Here is a 17550-nt window from a genome sequence, read left to right on the forward strand (position 1 = left end):
AAAAAATTCCAAACTGAAAATTCCAAAAACTATAGAAAGTAATCCCTCAAAAAGAAAACTTGTAAACAGCATCTTACCTCTAATACCTTAAAAGTGAAATAGTAAGATTATTTCCTATAAAAGCGATAGGTTTTATAAAGCAACAAAGGGTTTAAATAATTTGTAATATCTAAAAAATTATGAAAATTTTATGATTAAATCCTTTTAAAAAGGATCTTTTACTAACAAAAATTTAATTTTTAAGATTAGAAAAGCACCTAATAAAAGTGCTTTTCTGATCTATTTTAGACTTCAATGGTCGTTTTCTTTGGAGCTTTATTTAACACGTAGGTATAAATCCACATGAGGGTAAAGGTGGGTATAATATCAAGTCCGGGAATAATTTCCTCCAGAAAGGTAAACAGACCGGCTCCCTGTCCTATCTTGCCTTTGTACATTCTTGTCATTAACCAACCCGCCAAAGGAGCCCAGATAATATCCGAGAAATCCCCAATAAGTGGAACGGTAAAGGATAGCATTCCTATGGCATCAAATAATAACCCTAAGAAAAGCTTCCGGTATTTATTGTCTTTTGTTTTTGTCATGATGAATGAATTTTAAATTCAATTCTAAAATAACAATAAGAATGCCAAATTTTTTAGCATTCCGTATTCTACGATAAATCTGAACTAATCAATTTTAAAAACTCGTTGCGTGTTTCAATTTTTTCAAACTGTCCCCTAAAACCAGAGGTTGTAGTAACGGAATTCTGTTTTTGTACTCCACGCATCATCATACACATGTGGGAAGCTTCAATGACTACTGCTACACCTTTTGGTTTTAACGTGTTGTTGATGCACTCCAATATATCATGGGTCAAACGCTCTTGAACCTGCAATCTTCTGGCAAAAACATCCACAACTCGTGGTATTTTACTCAATCCAACAATATGCCCGTTGGGAATATAGGCAACATGGGCCTTCCCAAAGAAAGGAAGCATATGATGCTCGCAAAGCGAATACAACTCAATGTCCTTAATAATGACCATGTCGTCATAATCCTCTTTGAACATAGCACTTTTTAAGATTTCTACGGCGTCCTGTTTGTACCCTTGGGTCAAAAACAGCATGGCTTTGGCGGCTCTTTCTGGTGTTTTAAGAAGTCCTTCCCTGTCCACATCTTCTCCAATTTCTTTTATTATTTTGGAGTACCTATCCTTAACCTCCCCTGTTACCTCTAAATTGTATTCTTCTAAATTTCTATATGGAGCCATAATTCTTTTTGTTTACCTATTTTTTATAATTATTAAACAAAAGTAAGTTTTTCTCCTCAAACCCACTGAACTCTTCCGTAAATATAGTTAGCCTATAAAAGTTTAAGTCGCTACAGCCAAATTTCCTTACTTTTATCCATTCAAGGACCTATTTACAAATAAAATTATCCTATAGAATGATCAGAGCCTCCAATATTCAAAAGTTTTATGGTGATTTGCAGGTACTTAAAGGTGTAGACCTCCATATAAAAAAAGAGGAAGTTATTTCTATAGTTGGCTCATCTGGAGCAGGAAAAACTACTTTGTTGCAAATTTTGGGAACCCTAGATGTACAAAGTAATCCCAAGGATAGCGAACTTCTGATTCACGGCACCAATGTTACCCAACTTTCTGAAAAACAATTGGCTAAATTCAGAAATGAGCATATTGGTTTTATCTTTCAATTTCACCAATTGCTTCCTGAATTTACCGCTTTGGAGAATGTTTGCATTCCTGCCTTTATAAAAAAAACACCCAAGGCTCAAGCTGAAAAACGGGCCAAGGAACTGTTGGATTTTTTAGGTCTTTCTCAGCGTTATGATCATAAACCGAACGAACTTTCAGGGGGTGAACAACAAAGAGTGGCCGTGGCCAGGGCATTGATAAATGAACCTTCTATCGTTTTTGCAGACGAACCTAGCGGAAATCTAGATTCTGAAAGTGCAGATAATCTTCACAAATTATTCTTTGATCTTCGCGACCAATTTGGACAAACCTTTGTAATCGTTACCCATAATCAGCAATTGGCGGACATGGCCGATAGAAAATTGACCATGGTAGACGGACTCATTGTAAACAAAGAGGTGGTAGTGTAAAGAACAATTATGTTAAAGGAAGTCTGGAAATTTTTAAACAATCCGGTATATCGAAAATATCCTCGAAAAGATTTAAATTTTCTACTTCCAAAATTTGTTCCATTGCTAGGCTATGCCTTGATTTTTAGCTACGGATTTGGAATTTTTAACAGTACATTACAATCAGTATTTAATTTGGATATTGGTGACCACGCTAGTGAGGAATTCATAAATGGACCTGCCATTTATCTTTTTGGTATGGCTGTTATTCTGGCTCCCATTATGGAAGAACTTATTTTTAGAGGTCCGCTAGTTTTCTTGAAAGAAAGTCCTTATTTCAAAACTATATTTTATGTAGTCACTTTACTATTTGGCTTTTATCATATTTTAAATTTTGAATTGACCACCACTACTCTATTGTTTTCCCCTTTATTGGTAGCCCCTCAAATTAGTGTAGGTGTTTTTTTAGGTTTTGTTCGCGTACGGTTCAGTTTATTATGGGCCATTGCCTTTCACTCACTGTATAATTTCATACTTATGGCTCCCCTATTATTATTTAAATTTTTGGAAATACCTATCAAATGAAGCGAACAGAGTTAAAGGAGTTTTTAAATGCCAAAGTTTTGGAGTATGAGCATCCACAGTTTTTGGAAACAGACCCCATTCAGATACCCCATTTATTTTCCCAAAAAGAGGATATCGAAATCAGCGGGTTTCTTACGGCCACTATCGCTTGGGGAAACCGAAAAAGCATTATCAACAATGCCCATAAGATGATGACCTTATTGCATAATGCGCCGTATGACTTTGTCATTAATCATACAGAAGATGATTTGGCTATACTAAACAGCTTTGTGCACCGTACTTTTAATGGCGAAGATTTGAGCTATTTTATAAGTAGTCTGAAGAATATCTACCAACATCATGGTGGTCTGGAGTCCGTATTTGCCAAGCATGCTGAAAAGAATAGTCTACAATTGGCCATATCTGAATTCAAAAAAGTATTTTTCTCCATAGAACATCCAAAACGCAGTACCAAACATGTGAGCGATCCGCTTAAAGGTTCCGCCGCCAAAAGGATCAATATGTTTTTACGTTGGATGGTTCGTGACGCCAATGCAAACGTTGATTTTGGAATATGGAAAAGTATTCAACCGTCTCAACTTTCCTGCCCGTTAGACGTACATTCCGGAAACGTGGCACGAAAACTAAAATTGCTAAGAAGAAAGCAAAATGATTCGAAAGCTCTTGCCGAACTGGATAAAAATCTACGCAAATTGGACCCTACAGACCCCGTCAAATATGATTTTGCACTCTTCGGGTTAGGAGTTTTTGAAAAGTTTTAGTCAGCTACCAACCATCTACCAATTGCATTAAAATTTCGTTTATTAGGGGCTTTTGCTACTTTTGAATATGGATAGCTTTACAAGGTTGAATCAGCTATGACCAAATGTTAAAGAAAATCCTTATCTCCGTTTTATTAATTATTATAGTTTTTGTTGTTTTAGTATACATATCCCTAAGTTCCACCAACAAAGAATTCAGCACCTGTGAAATCTTGGATTTTGCTCAACTGGAAGAAATCGACTTTAAAGAACATGATTCCGTATTGGTGGCAGCTAGCACGCTCTACAAAGGAAATCCCTTAAAACATCTAATGCAGGGCGAACAATACCGAAAAGCATGGGAAACCCCGGTGAAAGTGCCTATTGTATTCTTAGATACCCTGATGGGAGGAGTTGAAATTTTGGAAGAAGGTGGTGGCCAACAAACGCATTCTTTAAAGATAAAGATCAAAAACGGACAGGTCTACACCTTGCGCAGTGTTACCAAAAATCCGGAACCCTTAATTCCTGAATTTGCGAAAAAATTAGGTCTTGAGAACATCGTGGTTGACGGTATTTCTGCACAACACCCTTATGCGGCCTTAGCCGTGGCCGAACTTGCCAAAAAAACGGGACTATTATCCACTCATCCCCAGTTATTATTTGTTCCAAAACAGCAAACTTTAGATTCTCTAAATCATAAATTCGGTAATCGAATTTTCCTGCTTGAACATGAGGATAAAGGAAACGCCCAATGGACAAAAATAAAAGGTGCTACTGAAATTATGGACACCGAAGACCTTCAAGAATTAAAACTGGAGAAAGGGAGGCAAATACAAATAGACGAAAATTTAGTAGTTCGTGCGCGACTATTCGATTTGCTCATTGGCGATTGGGACCGCCATACCAAACAATGGGGTTGGGTGTTGAAAACTGAACAAGACCAAACGTTGGCCGTGCCGTTGCCCTGTGATCGAGATAATGCCTTTTTTAATATTGAAGGGGTTTTGCCTTCTATTATTTCCCAAAAATCCATCACCCCTGATCTTCAAAATTTTGAAAAGGAAATTGATTATATGCCCGGTCTAGTTATGGATTTTGATGTCTACTTCTTAAAAACCATTGATGCTAACATCTTTGAGGAAGAAGCCAAATATTTACAGCAACAACTTACAGAGGCTAATATAAAAGAGGCCTTTCAGGTTTGGCCGAAGGCCATTTATGATTTGAATGCCCCCGAGATAATGGAAAAATTAATGGCTAGAAAAAATCGATTAATAGAAGATGCTCTCAAATTCAAACAAGAAATAGACAAAAAGGAATTTTTAAATGAACCCCTCAAAGGTTCAAAAGACCTTGAACTTTCTTCAAATCTCTTAAAATGTTTTGAATGCCAATAAAATTCAAATCAGCTTAATACCCCTGACATCATTCGTCATTGACCATTCTTACTTTTGGTTCAAATCAAAAGTAAGCAAATGGAAAAATTAGACGTAGCCTCATTTCAAATCATTGGCATTGAGGTAAGAACTACCAACCAGAACAGCCAAGCTATCAATGATATTGGAGCGTTGTGGGGAAAATTTATACAACAGGGTATATTGGAAAAGATTCCGAACAAAGTAAATTCCACCATTTATTGTCTATACACAGATTATGAAGGAGACCATTTACAGCCCTATACCACGGTAATAGGTTGTGAGGTGAGTTCTATTGATGAAGTTCCTTCAGGTATGGTGGCCAAGACCATCATCAAAGGCGCCTATTTGAAATCTTCCGCCAAAGGCGATTTGAGCAAAGGACTTATCGGAAATCATTGGTACCAGCTTTGGGAAACGGAGATGGACAGAAACTACCAATCTGATTATGAAGTTTATGACCACCGAGCATCAAATGCTGAAAATGCCGAAGTAGATTTTTATATTGGTGTAAATTCATAGAATGGAATTGATAAAGGAGCATCGGTGGGATGAAATTTTTGAAATCTATCCTTTTAAGGCTCAAGATAGGTTGACGTACCTAAGAAGGTTGGTTCATGAAACCGCAAAGGATTGTCCGGAAATAACTTACCTGCATGAAACCTTAAAATGGAACGAACCTAGTTTTGTAACCAACTGTGGAAGCACTTTGCGCATGGACTGGAAGGCCAAAGCCCCGCATCAATATGCTATTTACTTCCAGTGTACAAGCAAACTGGTAAGTACGTTTAAATTGGTTTTTGGCAACATTTTTAATTTTGAAGGCAATAGGGCCATCATCTTTGATCTTGACCAATCCATACCCCAAAAGGAGTTGATGGCGTGTATAAGGGCCTGCCTTACCTATCACAAAGTAAAAAATCTGCCCACTTTGGGGATTTGAACACAATTACCTTGGATACAGCTACATTTGCCAATCCAATTTTATGCAATTTTGTATCAACAACTAAAAACAACAAATGAGCACAAAAATAGCATTGATAACTGGAGGAAGCCGAGGATTAGGAAGGGATATGGCCCTAAGCGTAGCAGCTAAAGGCGTTGATATAATTTTCACCTATCACTCCAATGAAGAAGCAGCGAACAAGGTAACCAAGGAGATTGAAGAAAAAGGAAGAAAAGTAAAAGCTTTTCAATTGGACACCAGCGATATTTCTCAATTCGACGCCTTTTTTCTACAGCTTCAAAATTATTTAGAGGGAGAATACGGAACGGCAAAATTTGATTATTTGGTTAACAATGCCGGTACTGGAATATACAAGCCCTTCTTGGAAACTACCGAGGAAGACTTTGATGAAATGTTGAATATTCATTTAAAAGGCGTTTATTTTTTATCGCAAAAAGCAGTTCCTTCTTTGAACGAAGGGGGCCGTATTATCAATATTTCTTCTGGGTTGGCGCGATTTTCACTTCCTAAATCCAGCGCCTATGCTTCGGCAAAAGGGGGCGTTGAAGTGTTTACCCGATATTTGGCCAAAGAATTGGCAGATAAAAAAATTGCCGCTAATGTGGTGGCCCCGGGCGCAGTGGGAACTGATTTTGGTGGTGGCGAGAATAAGACCAATGAACAAAAAATCAAGACCATTTCTAACCTTACTGCCCTTGGGCGTGTGGGAGAACCGGAAGATATTGGTGGTGTAGTCGCTTTTTTATGTTCCGATGATGCCCGTTGGATCAACGGTCAACGTATTGAAGTATCCGGAGGAATTTTACTTTGATCGCTTTTGAAAAACAGTATTCGAAAAATAGCATCTATAAAGGAAATGCACCGGTTGCGGGGACTGGAAAGTCCCCTTCACCCTTTGGTAAGCCTTATAGATTATGGGATGACCAAAATTCTTCCCGAACATTTGGGAGATCGATGGAATATAGGATTTTACTCCATAGGCGTAAAGCGCAATGTGGGAACTTTGAGATATGGGCAGCAGCAATATGATTTTGACGAAGGGCTTATGTCTTTTATCGCTCCGGGGCAATTGTTGCATATTGAACCCAACTCTAGAAAAAATGTAACTCCCGAGGGTTGGCTGCTATTGATCCATCCAGATTATCTCTGGAATTCTTCTTTGGCGAAAAATATTAAACAATATGAGTTTTTTCAATACGCCATAAACGAAGCACTTTTTATGTCTCCTAGCGAGGAGCAAACAATTGAAGGTATTTTTCAAAACATCCAACAGGAAATTGCCAGTAATATCGATTCCTTTAGCCAAAACATTATTATTGCACAAATTGAGCTTTTGTTGCAATATGCCGAACGCTTTTACCAAAGGCAATTTATCACCCGAAAAAAGGGAAATCATCAGTTATTGGTTCAATTGGAAGATTATCTTTTACAATTCTTTTCAGATGAGGAGTTAATAAAAAATGGGGTTCCTTCGGTTGTTGAAGTATCCAAACATTTAAACCTCTCCCCAAATTACTTAAGTTCATTGTTAAAAAGTAGTACTGGGCTCAATACCCAGCAATTTATACAAGAGAAATTACTCGAAAAGGCAAAAGAACGCTTATCCACATCTGAGCTAAGCATTAGCGAAATTGCCTTTAGCTGCGGTTTTGAACATTCGCAATCTTTTAGCAAGTTCTTTAAGGCCAAGACCCAGCTTTCCCCCACCGAGTTTAGGGCATCTTTTAATTGAACTTTTACCAGTCATCATCTCCAGACCGGAAATCAAAAGCATTTGATAAACTGTCTTCAATAATTGGGGTGTCTTTTGACTTGAATCGTTTTCTAAGTTCTCCTTTTGAATTCAAGGCGTATTTTTCTATCGCCTCCTGACTTCCTTGATCAAAAACGCCAGCACTGGTCTGACTCTCAAATTTTAAGTTCTTTGCTGTAATTCGATATCTGTTCTCCTTGAATTCAACTACAAAACTACCATTCAAATTAGAAGCCATTAAATACATGCTAGCGGCTCCCTTATATCTTATTGGTACATCGGTGAAGTTTCCAATAATTGATTCATCAAGTATCTCCAACGAACTAAACTTTCCGGACGATTTAAATTTTTTGAACAATACTTCGGCAGAGCCATTATATTGTTTTACACTTCTCCATATAATCTGTCCTTGGTCATTTTCAAGTTGGGAAAAGACAGAGGTGCTAACTAAAAATAGGAATAGAAATACCTTCATATTAAATCCTTTTTTTGAAATTTAATTAAACAACATCAATTAATTTTAAAAATGCAGCAATTAGATTTAGTCCACCAATTGTTATAATAGCCCAGGTCAATTCTCTTTGTCTTTTAGAGGACTGTTCAAGGTTTAAGATTAGTTTTTCAGTAAGTCTATGGTCCAGCTCAGTATTTCCTTGTTCTGCTACCGCTGCATAATAAGAAGTTCCTAAAACAACATTCGAAGCACAATCATACTTGTTGATTTTATTTTGACATTTTGCAACTACCTCTTTGATTGTATCATCAGAACATCCTTCTGGATAGTTATTGGGTATATTAATGCTACTCATCATTTATTTGAACTTTAAATAAGAACTAAGGCTTTCAATAAAATGCTTTCTTGTGCAATTTTTATTATTCTCTGGGCTTGCCTAATATTCCATCACCATCTCTTTTAATTACCAAATGATCCCTCGGATTATTTTCCATATACAGTACCTGCAAAGTACTATCAAGCGAAATGGGAACTAGTTCCGATTTTACTTTGCCCTTAAACTCATTGTTTTGATTATCTTGATAAATGTAATTAGCAATTTTTACATCATGCTTATTTAGTACTCCTAATTTTCCACTTCCAGCTTCTCTTTCGATAGTATAGAATTTAATTTTTGCAACTGTTTTTATTCCATCCTCATAAAGATTATTTTCAGATATTTTATCTGGTATAAAGTGGAAAAACAAAAGAACCCAAATAGGGCTAGTTATTAATGCAATAAGCAATAAAATTTTAAATTTATTATCTGATTGTATTAAAGGAACTTTGTTTGATGTTAGAAGTTCAGTTTTGTGGTTGTAAGTGCTATTTAAGTTCGTCGTCTCTTTTTCTAAATCTATAAGTTCGCTAGAATCAAAGCTGTAATTTCTATTGAAAATATTAATTTTTTCATTCACTTTGAGGCATACTCTAGCCGTACCATGATGACTATCGTATTCTTCGAACACTTTCCAATACGATTTGCATTTGAAACATTGCTTTATTTTTATGGTTTCGTTCGTAATTGGGTCAGGATCAAGAACAGCAACTTGTTTTAAAGTCCAAACTTCACATGTAAGTCTGGTGTACTGAAACTCCATTGGTTTGAAATTACACGCTTTAGTTTGTTCTGTTTCCATACATTAATTTCAATAGTTCCTAATCCCACCTTTGAATTCGATTATTTAGTCATAATACACATCTTTATTCATCTAATTTAGAACAAAGTCCGGTATTTTATAATCCTTTTTTTGAACTTTATTGTTAATCAATGTCAAAGTCATCAACATCCCAATCAGACATACTATTGGAATCTGAACCTGAACCGCGGTTGCGCAAAACATTCAATAAAATTAAAACTACTACGCAAATTCCAAGTACAATCAAAGATTTAATCTGGCCGTCTGACAATTCCATTTATAATCTAATTATTAGGTCTTAATATCTCCTTACATTTCCGTCGTTGTAGTCAATAATCAGGTATTTTTTATCAATGAAGTTGCTTAACAATCGAATTATGGCTTTCCCATGGCCTAAGAATGACTTTTCCTGATATCCCCCGGTAATTCTTTGTTCTTCCCACTTTTCTAATTGGGACTCGTGGAACTTCGCATTTAGGAGATTCAATTCTCTACCATTCTTTAAAACTGCAATCATTCTAATGCTCCATATTTCTTTGTTATAAGCTACTGTGCCGCCAAGCAATTCCTTTAAAGTGAATAATTCTTCGTATTGTTCATATTCGAGCAATATAAATTTGATTTCGCTGAAATTCACAATTTTTCTTCTAAGCGATTTTTTAACTTCAAGATATCCTTTTTCATTATTCAAATGAAGGACTATTTTGTTGTTGGAGCTCACATCAATACTTCCAGGATTAACACTAAGTCTTTTGTCCAAAAAGTTCATTTTTTTTGAGCTAATTATAAATTTTGGAATATCGTGCAGTTCAGGGTTTTTTAAAAAATTTTTTCTTTTTCGGAGGGTCTTGATGTCTTTGTAAAATACCACGAATAGTCCTCCTAGGGTAATAACAAGTATTATAAATGATAAGTCCAATTTTTAAAGATTCGTGAAGATTAAATTCTTTTCGGTTTATGTAAGATATAGTTTTTTAAGTTCGGTCAACTGAGCTAGAATAGGTAAAACCTAAAAAACATGGATTTTTTTCTTATTACAATTCAGCTTACAGATAACGGTTTCGAATGAATCATATTATCTATACATCTTTTATGCGCAGAACTAATTTAAGATAATTTGCAAGTGCCAAATTCAGTAATCCTTGCAATCGTTTCTTTAGACTTTGATTATGGGATTACATAACCCTTATTTAGATTTTTAGATTTGGAATCGTTCCTAAGGGTTTGGGCTCTGGAAAATCGCATGGGACTTCAATTTCCTGTTCTGGCAATAACCCACCACCAATTTTGTCAATCCGAGTGTAATCTTCATCCTTTGTACAACCGACTAATACTAGAATAATAAAGCTCATTATGCATTTAGCAACTTTATATTTCATGTTTTTGATAATCGTTTAATTGAACCTTCAATATAAAACATCAAGATAAGCAGAAATCAAACAGTGCCGAAAAAGGGGCGGGGTAGCACGGAACGCTACAAATGCATGGTCTCCCATTAAAGGCTATTGAGCAAAGCAGAACTAGGTTTAAGCATTTATTAAGGAGAGGTTTATCATTTTTCTTAAATGGTACTGCACGACCATGATGCTCGCGCTAGCTGGGGATTAAACACCCAGCAATTTATACAAGAGAAATTACTCGAAAAGGCAAAAGAACGCTTATCCACATCTGAGCTAAGCATTAGCGAAATTGCCTTTAGCTGCGGTTTTAAACATTCGCAATCTTTTAGCAAATTCTTTAAATCTAAAACGCAACTTTCCCCAACCGAGTTTAGGGCTTCTTTTAATTAGAATTTGATAACAACTATTTAAAAAACTAAGTTTTGTACCTTTCTATTAAAGTTAATAGTTTTGAAAATCGCTCTGGCCCAAATACAGTCTCACAAAGGCTCTATCGAAAAGAATATAGAGCTGCATTCTCGATGGATTGAACTTGCCTCCAAAAACGGGGCTGATGCGATCTTCTTTCCTGAGCTTTCCCTCACCGGATATGAACCAACACTTGCCAAAGACTTAAAAATTAAGCCTAAAGACCAACGATTACTTCCTATTCAAAAATTGAGCGATTGCCATAATATGACCATAGGACTGGGAGCTCCTCTAGTTTATATCAATCAAGTACAGATTGCCTTATTCATTTTTCGGCCAAATACGGCTATTTCGGTTTATGCAAAACAATGGCTTCACGATGATGAAAAACCTTTTTTTAAACCAGGACGCGATTATGGCTATATTAAGTTGAACCATAAGCATATTTCCCTCGCCATTTGCTATGAATCTTTGAGGAACCAACATCTGCAACAGGCATTACTACACCAGCCTGATTTTTATTTGGCCTGTACGGCAAAAGCCCAAAAGGGTGTCGATAAAGCCCGAGAACATTTTAAAAGAATTTCAAAGGAAAACCAACTCAGCGTACTATTTTGTAACAGCGTGGGGCCAGTTGATGATTTTATAGGTGCTGGTTCTTCTGCGGTTTGGAGTGCCGAGGGTAAACTACTAGCAGAACTGACAAAATACAAACAAGAGCTATTGATTTTTGATACCGGAAGCAATACTTGTGAAACTATTTCTATACTTCAAAATGAATTATCATAACCGAAAATTTAGGCCCGTAAGCAATACGAAAAACGCGGAAACGACCGAAGAAACTGTATTCCATTACCAACAGGAAGAAAATAGGCTGATTTGCAACTATTCCGGAGGGAATATCATAGAAGGCCACCTTTTGGGCTTGGTAGATGAAAATGGAGTTATAAATATGCGCTACCATCAAATAAATTTGAAAGGGGAATTGATGACCGGCACCTGTACATCTACCCCTGAAAAGATGGCTAATGGAAAAATACGGTTGCATGAAGAATGGCAATGGACCTCCGGTGATTACTCCAAGGGTTGCAGTATTCTAGAAGAATTGTAAATTCAATACCAAAATCTATAGTCATGAAAACCTCGGGAGTAGACCAATTTTTAGAAAAAATGACCCATTGGAAGTCGGAACTTACAAGGTTACGGGAGCTGGCATTGGAATGCGGACTCGAGGAGACCTTGAAATGGGGACAACCCTGTTACACCCATAAAGGGGCTAACGTTCTATTATTGGGTAATTTTAAGGATTTCTGTACTATCAGTTTTTTTAAGGGCGTGTTGTTGAACGACCCTGCCGGAATTCTTGAAAAAGCCGGAGAAAATTCCCGAATTGCTCGCATCATCAAATTTACTCAACTAAGCGAAATATCCGAACGATGGGATGTTCTCAAATCCTATATTTTTGAAGCCATAGAAATTGAAAACACGGGCTTGAAGGTTGAAAAACAAGCGGAAAACATACAGGATTTTGTGAAGGAGCTACAGAATCGTCTATCTACCGACCAAAAATTTGCGACGGCTTTTACAGCGCTTACCCCGGGTAGGCAACGCGCCTATAATATCTATTTCTCCGCTGCCAAACAAGCCACGACCAGAGAAGCCAGAATTGACAAATACACAGACCGCATCTTAAAAGGCTTTGGTTTTCACGATTGCGTTTGTGGGCTTTCCAAAAAAATGCCCCGCTGCGACGGCAGTCACAAACAACTTCAAAAATAAGTCCCCAACTTACTCTACAAATTGCAGGGCTTTCTGGGGAATCAATATTTTATCTATTATATGGATGACCCCATTGGAAGCTTCCACATCTTTCAGCACAAATTTCGCTCGAATTTCAGAAGCATCCCTAATGACAATTTCCTCATTTTCCAATACCAATTCTATAGAATCGTTGGTTAAAAGGGTCTCTATGATTTGTGGTTCAAAGTTATCCGAAGTAATTTCTTCTTCTACCAAATGACCCAAAAGAATGTCGTTAAGCACCTGAAGCTCTAAAAAATTCTGAAAATCATCAAAATCATCATAGTCCTCTCCCAATAAATCAAATAGCAAGCCTACCGCCTCATTGTTAGGGGCAAAAACGGTCATTGCATCGCCTTCCAACTTATTGAACAAACCCCCTTTGGTCAAGGCATCTTCGAACATGTGCAAGTCATCGTTTTCAACAATAATTTCAGAAAGTGTAGGTTTCGGAAAGAATGCATCAAAAACAGTATGGGGCAACAATACTTCATCTATTTGATGCACTACCCCGTTGGACACCTTTCCTTCAATTTCAATCAATTGCGCCAACAAATCATTATCTGCTTGAAAAAAAATGCCACCATCAATTAATACTTCCAGATTTTCAGCAACGGAGGTAACTATTTCTTGTCCCTCGGCGAATTCATCTGCTAGGATAGCGTTGGATTGTACAATATGAAATTGGAGAATCTCCTGTAATAGCGCAAGTTCTTCATCCTCATCAAAATCGGAAATGGTCGAATAACCTTCCAAAAGTTCGAACAACTCATTAAATGCTTCATCGGAAGGTGCCAAAACTGTAATATCATCCTCTTGAAGCAAATCTTTTACATCATCATCCAAAGCCTCAATAGCCGCGGCGAGCACGCTAAAATTGTCCTCAGTCAAAATAAACTCCAAGGCGTTTGGTTCTGTATTTTCGGAGTTGTCCTGACCTTCAGGTTCCTCTTCATCCGGTATTTCTTGTTTTGGTTCTTCATTTATCTTGGGCCCATCATCACTAGAAGAACAGGCGGCAAAAACCAAAACAATGGTTAATAGGGCCATTTTAATTATAGATGTGGAGAATAAATTTTTATTTTTCATTTTCACGTAATTTTTTGAAGCTCAAAAGATAAATCACAAGGTGTCAACAACGAACATTTTGTGTGTTATGCCAAGGTTAAATATGAAAAGAAGGCTTATGGTTGGGTACCTGCTACCAAGTTACTTTTTTGCTTTTCTTTATGATCAACGTTGGTATCCGTAAGCGTTTTCATGAAGGCAATTATAGCTTTTTGCTCTTTTTGTGTTAGCTCTAGATTATCAAAAGGTAGGGTTTGATGCTCCAGTTCAAATCCTAATCCGCCGCCACCGCCTTGGTTATAGAAATCCATTACCTGTTCTAGGGTTGCGTATACTCCATTATGCATGTAGGGAGCTGTCAACGCCACGTTTCTAACCGTTGGCGTTTTGAACATACCGTAATGAACCTCCTTTTCATAGCGCCAGTAGAAGCCCAGATCATCGTCTAGTGCTTTATTAGCCGCGGTTTCGGGAACGCCGATAACCTCTTTTTCAGTTTCAGCATAAAATGGCGGAACGGTACCATTGGTCAAGGGCATAAAGTGACAAGTTGCACATAAAGCCTTACCCATAAAAAGGTTCATTCCTAATTTCTCCTCGTCCGTAAAATTAGCTTCCTCACCTCTCATATTTCGGTCGAATTTAGAATCAAACCCGTTTAGGGTAGAAATATAGGAGGAAATGGCACGGATCACATCAGTATTTCTTGTGGAAACCTTTCCGTAAGCATCCTTGAACATTTCGGTATAGACGGAATCATTCAAGATTTCCGTAGAAAACTCGTGAACTCCACTGGCAAATTCTTGTTCATTGGTAAATACCGAGGAAATTTGGTCAAGAAGATTTTCGGCACGACCATCCCAAAAGAAACTTTTTTGAAAGGCTACATTAATTAAGGTAGGTGAATTTCGTTGCAAAGGATTTCCCGTATTATCTAAATTGGCTACTCGGTTATCGGCATATGCTTTTTCGGGAATATGACAGGTAGCGCAGGCCATGGTGCCATTTTTTGCCAAACGCGGTTCAAAAAACAATTTCTCACCTAGGGCAATTTGCTTATAGTTGGTATTTCTATTGACCGGAGGCGTAAAATAGGTAAGATTAAAAGCATCTTTTTCAAAAAAAGTAGGAGCATCAAAATTGAAAGGTTTGTTATTGACACCTTCCCAAAGACCACTTTCTTTACGTATCGATACCCAATTTCTAGTGATAGGATGCATAAAGTCCCTTATAAATGTATACCGGTCAAAGGTTTCAAAATCGGTATGCTCACTCAGATATTTAATTGCTTTGTCAACATTCGTTTTGAACTCGGCATCTAACTGCGCATTTTTTTCTTGTACCAATTCTTGAATGGAAAGCTCATAAACGGTATAAAGAGCCTCAAGGGAAACGATGCTCTCTTCGAGTCCTAATTGACTAACAGGTGTATCAAAGCCGGAAATTCCCAAACTAATAATCCGTAATAATTGTTGGTGTGTAGCGATAAAAAATCTCTGGGCGTCCAGTGGTCTTTCTCCGGTATTCTCCATTAGATTGACCAACAGTCCTTTGGTCAATTCCGTTTCACGTTTAAAAACGGCGGGGTCTTCACCCCCTTCAAAAATAGACTCCTCCATTTTTTGAAGCCCCATGGGAGATAAAACACGCTCCGTATCCTCCACAAAAATAGGCAATGCCGGACCGTTGGCACGGTGCCCCACGGCTGGGTTTAAATAAGCTGCATAGGGTTCTGATTTCTTGAAACTGACCCTTAATTTTTTAAATAGTTTTTTAGCCTGAGGACTTTCTGCGTCCATTTGAGCCAACGAATCAATTAGTTCTACTGCTTTGGTAATGTGTTTATGGTAAAACTTTTGAGCAGGTTCCCAGTCTATTTGAGGTTGCTCCGGTACAACTTCGGCCATTTGGTTTTTTCCGTCTTTACAGGAAAGAATACATAAAAAGACGGCAATGAAGAGAAGGTTTTTAAACATAACTAAAGATGTATTAATAAAATAGGGAAAGACCTCCGTGTTACGGAGGCCTTTAAAAACAGAATGTGAAGTAGAATTATCTTGGTAATCCTTTAAGGATAAGAATTTGACCTCCTTGGTTATCTTCACGTGCCCCTGCAGCGATAGCATCAGGACGATCAGATTCCATATCGTGACCATCAACACTTTTGAAGTCCTCACTTTGCCAGTAATGTGGCTGAAGGTTCAGAAGAAATGTATTAGGCTCTCCGATTTTTTCAGAAATATCTTCTAGGGCACCATACTCTCCACTAAAACCAGAACCACCAGCTGGGTCTAAATCGTTTCTAACGATCAATTCCATAACCACTTTGGCGTTATTACCGTTCAAATCAGTTTGATAAATGTAAGCTCCGTGACCTCTATCGAAAGAGTTAGGATCTTCTTGAAGGTAAACAAAGTTTTCGGTTACGCAGATGTTATCAGGACTCTGAAGTTCAGCGATATTACCATCCATATTGTTAGAATCTGTATTACCACTTACAATTTGGGTCAGTTTACCGGTCAAAGGAGAATCTTCATCCAATTCCAATTTGTAAGCCGTACCCCAATCGTTGTAAGTACCTCTACCAGGACCTCTTCCGGTTACGGCAACAAATACATTACGATTATTGGCTGCAGAACCTTTTTGGTAATCAACATCTTCCACACGCATAAAAGCAGATGCATTAACTGCCACACAGGCATCTTCCATTTCATTTTTGGTCATGGCAGCACCGTTTTCGATTTCAACGAATTCGAATTCGTAGGTCTCGCCGAAAGCAAGGTCTCCTTCGTTGTAAGTTACACCAGCTTCCACAGCGGCTGGATTGATGGGGTTACCATCAGCATCGGTAGAACCTGAAGCTATTTCCTTCAGTCTCAACACATAGATTTTACCGTTGTTAAAATCGGCATTTCCGTTTTCGGACATATAAAGGGTAATCTGTCCTTCAGAACCGCTTGAATCATCGTCACCACCAATAATTACCGTCTTACCAGGATACGCATCACGTGGAAGGGGAACAGCGTTTTCCCAAGAAAATTCTCCTAAAGCATCTAAACCAAAGTCTGCCGTAGGCGTTGGAGTTTCAACATGAGGATCAATTCCTTTTACATCATAGTGAAAGCTTTCGGAAGCGGAAAGAAACAAATCTTTGGCCCCGCCGTGAATACTAGCTTCCCACATAGTACCGGAGCACTGTCTTGCAAAATCTGCAACACCAGAGTTCAACAACCACTCACCACCGGTTGGGTTCATATATTTATCGAAATGGATTCTGCTAACGGCATAATCGTCCTCAGCATTTACAATATATTTATAACCATCCCCATCTTTAAGGAAACCGGCTCCATCCTGGGCTCCTACCAAACGAAATCCGTCTTCTAAAACATCCGTAGAGCTTATTAAGGAATAGGCCTTTACAAAGTTAAATTGGGGCTTTACATCCACCAATGGTTCTAATTCAGATTTATTCTCAAAGATGGTTCCCTTTTTCTCCTCACCACCTCCGTGACCAAGGAAATCATCTAGCTTATCACAAGAGGTAGCAGTAGCAACTACACCTGCGCAAAAAAGCAATTTTTTAAGTGTTCTCATTTTGTTCTAGGTTTATTTTAAAAGTTCTTTAACAAAAGTATTTAGGTGAACTCCTAGAACCGTTAACCCACTGTGGTCATAAATTAAAGAGAAGTATAAT

The 17550-nt window shown here is 37.6% G+C and carries 22 protein-coding genes and 1 pseudogene; 12 read left to right on the forward strand and 11 right to left on the reverse strand.

What is annotated here, in order from left to right:
- Nucleotides 1-284: 284 nt before the first annotated feature.
- Both IL355_RS07840 and folE read right to left on the reverse strand, forming a co-directional pair.
- A complete protein-coding gene (locus IL355_RS07840; protein WP_192461622.1) occupies nucleotides 285-584 on the reverse strand; it encodes a hypothetical protein in 300 nt (99 codons plus the stop codon).
- Between the two features lie 68 nt (nucleotides 585-652).
- Nucleotides 653-1252, reverse strand: coding sequence for a GTP cyclohydrolase I FolE (gene folE, locus IL355_RS07845; protein ID WP_192461623.1), 600 nt, complete (start codon nucleotides 1250-1252; stop codon nucleotides 653-655).
- Between the two features lie 176 nt (nucleotides 1253-1428).
- On the opposite strand from folE, the gene IL355_RS07850 reads away from it, so the two are divergent.
- The 8 genes from IL355_RS07850 to IL355_RS07885 all read left to right on the forward strand — a co-directional run bounded on the left by IL355_RS07850 (nucleotide 1429) and on the right by IL355_RS07885 (nucleotide 7527).
- Nucleotides 1429-2106: an ABC transporter ATP-binding protein gene (locus IL355_RS07850; RefSeq protein ID WP_192461624.1), complete on the forward strand. Its 678-nt coding sequence runs from the start codon at nucleotides 1429-1431 to the stop codon at nucleotides 2104-2106.
- A gap of 9 nt (nucleotides 2107-2115) precedes the next feature.
- Nucleotides 2116-2670 (forward strand): CPBP family intramembrane glutamic endopeptidase, encoded by a 555-nt coding sequence (locus IL355_RS07855; RefSeq protein ID WP_192461625.1) that lies wholly within the window; start codon nucleotides 2116-2118, stop codon nucleotides 2668-2670.
- Entirely contained in the window at nucleotides 2667-3431 is a 765-nt protein-coding gene (locus tag IL355_RS07860) for a TIGR02757 family protein (protein WP_192461626.1), read from the forward strand. Before IL355_RS07855 ends, IL355_RS07860 begins: the two co-directional genes overlap by 4 nt.
- Before the next feature lie 104 nt (nucleotides 3432-3535).
- The gene (locus IL355_RS07865; RefSeq protein WP_192461627.1) at nucleotides 3536-4810 is read left to right on the forward strand and encodes a hypothetical protein; all 1275 of its coding nucleotides are present in this window, start codon (nucleotides 3536-3538) and stop codon (nucleotides 4808-4810) included.
- A 78-nt stretch (nucleotides 4811-4888) separates the two neighbouring features.
- Nucleotides 4889-5350 carry a GyrI-like domain-containing protein gene (locus IL355_RS07870; protein WP_192461628.1) on the forward strand — a complete coding sequence of 154 codons (462 nt, stop codon included), beginning with the start codon at nucleotides 4889-4891 and terminating at the stop codon, nucleotides 5348-5350.
- Nucleotide 5351: 1 nt separating this feature from the next.
- Nucleotides 5352-5771, forward strand: a complete 420-nt coding sequence (locus IL355_RS07875; RefSeq protein WP_192461629.1) for a DUF1801 domain-containing protein — start codon at nucleotides 5352-5354, stop codon at nucleotides 5769-5771.
- Between the two features lie 76 nt (nucleotides 5772-5847).
- Complete coding sequence (locus IL355_RS07880) at nucleotides 5848-6606, forward strand: SDR family NAD(P)-dependent oxidoreductase (RefSeq protein ID WP_192461630.1); 759 nt, start codon at nucleotides 5848-5850, stop codon at nucleotides 6604-6606.
- Nucleotides 6607-6612: 6 nt separating this feature from the next.
- Complete coding sequence (locus tag IL355_RS07885; protein WP_225621154.1) at nucleotides 6613-7527, forward strand: helix-turn-helix domain-containing protein; 915 nt, start codon at nucleotides 6613-6615, stop codon at nucleotides 7525-7527.
- Between the two features lie 4 nt (nucleotides 7528-7531).
- Here IL355_RS07885 and IL355_RS07890 read toward each other — a convergent pair whose 3' ends face one another.
- The 6 genes from IL355_RS07890 to IL355_RS07915 form a co-directional block, all read right to left on the reverse strand.
- Nucleotides 7532-8023, reverse strand: coding sequence for a hypothetical protein (locus tag IL355_RS07890; RefSeq protein WP_192461631.1), 492 nt, complete (start codon nucleotides 8021-8023; stop codon nucleotides 7532-7534).
- A 25-nt stretch (nucleotides 8024-8048) separates the two neighbouring features.
- Complete coding sequence (locus tag IL355_RS07895) at nucleotides 8049-8360, reverse strand: hypothetical protein (protein ID WP_192461632.1); 312 nt, start codon at nucleotides 8358-8360, stop codon at nucleotides 8049-8051.
- A gap of 61 nt (nucleotides 8361-8421) precedes the next feature.
- A complete protein-coding gene (locus IL355_RS07900; RefSeq protein ID WP_192461633.1) occupies nucleotides 8422-9180 on the reverse strand; it encodes a hypothetical protein in 759 nt (252 codons plus the stop codon).
- A 124-nt stretch (nucleotides 9181-9304) separates the two neighbouring features.
- Nucleotides 9305-9457, reverse strand: a complete 153-nt coding sequence (locus IL355_RS07905; RefSeq protein WP_192461634.1) for a hypothetical protein — start codon at nucleotides 9455-9457, stop codon at nucleotides 9305-9307.
- 21 nt (nucleotides 9458-9478) lie between these two features.
- A complete protein-coding gene (locus tag IL355_RS07910; protein WP_192461635.1) occupies nucleotides 9479-10099 on the reverse strand; it encodes a hypothetical protein in 621 nt (206 codons plus the stop codon).
- Nucleotides 10100-10370: 271 nt separating this feature from the next.
- A complete protein-coding gene (locus IL355_RS07915; protein ID WP_192461636.1) occupies nucleotides 10371-10559 on the reverse strand; it encodes a hypothetical protein in 189 nt (62 codons plus the stop codon).
- 222 nt (nucleotides 10560-10781) lie between these two features.
- Between IL355_RS07915 and IL355_RS07920 the strand changes: the two are divergent.
- From IL355_RS07920 to IL355_RS07935, 4 genes and pseudogenes are all read left to right on the forward strand, one after another.
- A pseudogene (locus IL355_RS07920) lies at nucleotides 10782-10970 on the forward strand (helix-turn-helix domain-containing protein); the annotation flags it as partial.
- A gap of 60 nt (nucleotides 10971-11030) precedes the next feature.
- Nucleotides 11031-11777: a carbon-nitrogen hydrolase family protein gene (locus IL355_RS07925; protein WP_192461638.1), complete on the forward strand. Its 747-nt coding sequence runs from the start codon at nucleotides 11031-11033 to the stop codon at nucleotides 11775-11777.
- Entirely contained in the window at nucleotides 11764-12099 is a 336-nt protein-coding gene (locus IL355_RS07930; RefSeq protein WP_192461639.1) for a n-acetylglutamate synthase, read from the forward strand. The genes IL355_RS07925 and IL355_RS07930 overlap by 14 nt, the downstream gene beginning before the upstream one ends.
- 23 nt (nucleotides 12100-12122) lie before the next feature.
- Nucleotides 12123-12767 carry a DUF1801 domain-containing protein gene (locus tag IL355_RS07935; protein WP_192461640.1) on the forward strand — a complete coding sequence of 215 codons (645 nt, stop codon included), beginning with the start codon at nucleotides 12123-12125 and terminating at the stop codon, nucleotides 12765-12767.
- A gap of 9 nt (nucleotides 12768-12776) precedes the next feature.
- On the opposite strand, the gene IL355_RS07940 is transcribed toward IL355_RS07935, so the two are convergent.
- From IL355_RS07940 to IL355_RS07950, 3 genes are all read right to left on the reverse strand, one after another.
- Entirely contained in the window at nucleotides 12777-13877 is a 1101-nt protein-coding gene (locus IL355_RS07940) for a fasciclin domain-containing protein (RefSeq protein WP_192461641.1), read from the reverse strand.
- A gap of 95 nt (nucleotides 13878-13972) precedes the next feature.
- Nucleotides 13973-15832: a cytochrome-c peroxidase gene (locus IL355_RS07945; protein WP_192461642.1), complete on the reverse strand. Its 1860-nt coding sequence runs from the start codon at nucleotides 15830-15832 to the stop codon at nucleotides 13973-13975.
- 76 nt (nucleotides 15833-15908) lie between these two features.
- The gene (locus tag IL355_RS07950) at nucleotides 15909-17450 is read right to left on the reverse strand and encodes a PhoX family protein (protein WP_192461643.1); all 1542 of its coding nucleotides are present in this window, start codon (nucleotides 17448-17450) and stop codon (nucleotides 15909-15911) included.
- Nucleotides 17451-17550: the final 100 nt, after the last annotated feature.

Origin of the sequence: Euzebyella saccharophila (assembly GCF_014855495.1) — a bacterium.
Classification (GTDB): Bacteria; Bacteroidota; Bacteroidia; order Flavobacteriales; family Flavobacteriaceae; genus Euzebyella; species Euzebyella saccharophila.

Bases quoted from the DNA above. Each gene is read 5' to 3' on its own strand.
- IL355_RS07865 (WP_192461627.1), top strand. From the start codon at position 3,536: ATGTTAAAGAAAATCCTTATCTCCGTTTTATTAATTATTATAGTTTTT.
- IL355_RS07905 (WP_192461634.1), bottom strand. From the start codon at position 9,457: ATGGAATTGTCAGACGGCCAGATTAAATCTTTGATTGTACTTGGAATT.
- IL355_RS07935 (WP_192461640.1), top strand. From the start codon at position 12,123: ATGAAAACCTCGGGAGTAGACCAATTTTTAGAAAAAATGACCCATTGG.
- IL355_RS07855 (WP_192461625.1), top strand. From the start codon at position 2,116: ATGTTAAAGGAAGTCTGGAAATTTTTAAACAATCCGGTATATCGAAAA.
- IL355_RS07880 (WP_192461630.1), top strand. From the start codon at position 5,848: ATGAGCACAAAAATAGCATTGATAACTGGAGGAAGCCGAGGATTAGGA.
- folE (WP_192461623.1), bottom strand. From the start codon at position 1,252: ATGGCTCCATATAGAAATTTAGAAGAATACAATTTAGAGGTAACAGGG.
- IL355_RS07850 (WP_192461624.1), top strand. From the start codon at position 1,429: ATGATCAGAGCCTCCAATATTCAAAAGTTTTATGGTGATTTGCAGGTA.
- IL355_RS07940 (WP_192461641.1), bottom strand. From the start codon at position 13,877: ATGAAAAATAAAAATTTATTCTCCACATCTATAATTAAAATGGCCCTA.
- IL355_RS07895 (WP_192461632.1), bottom strand. From the start codon at position 8,360: ATGATGAGTAGCATTAATATACCCAATAACTATCCAGAAGGATGTTCT.
- IL355_RS07890 (WP_192461631.1), bottom strand. From the start codon at position 8,023: ATGAAGGTATTTCTATTCCTATTTTTAGTTAGCACCTCTGTCTTTTCC.
- IL355_RS07900 (WP_192461633.1), bottom strand. From the start codon at position 9,180: ATGGAAACAGAACAAACTAAAGCGTGTAATTTCAAACCAATGGAGTTT.
- IL355_RS07875 (WP_192461629.1), top strand. From the start codon at position 5,352: ATGGAATTGATAAAGGAGCATCGGTGGGATGAAATTTTTGAAATCTAT.
- IL355_RS07870 (WP_192461628.1), top strand. From the start codon at position 4,889: ATGGAAAAATTAGACGTAGCCTCATTTCAAATCATTGGCATTGAGGTA.
- IL355_RS07945 (WP_192461642.1), bottom strand. From the start codon at position 15,832: ATGTTTAAAAACCTTCTCTTCATTGCCGTCTTTTTATGTATTCTTTCC.
- IL355_RS07860 (WP_192461626.1), top strand. From the start codon at position 2,667: ATGAAGCGAACAGAGTTAAAGGAGTTTTTAAATGCCAAAGTTTTGGAG.
- IL355_RS07930 (WP_192461639.1), top strand. From the start codon at position 11,764: ATGAATTATCATAACCGAAAATTTAGGCCCGTAAGCAATACGAAAAAC.
- IL355_RS07915 (WP_192461636.1), bottom strand. From the start codon at position 10,559: ATGAAATATAAAGTTGCTAAATGCATAATGAGCTTTATTATTCTAGTA.
- IL355_RS07840 (WP_192461622.1), bottom strand. From the start codon at position 584: ATGACAAAAACAAAAGACAATAAATACCGGAAGCTTTTCTTAGGGTTA.
- IL355_RS07950 (WP_192461643.1), bottom strand. From the start codon at position 17,450: ATGAGAACACTTAAAAAATTGCTTTTTTGCGCAGGTGTAGTTGCTACT.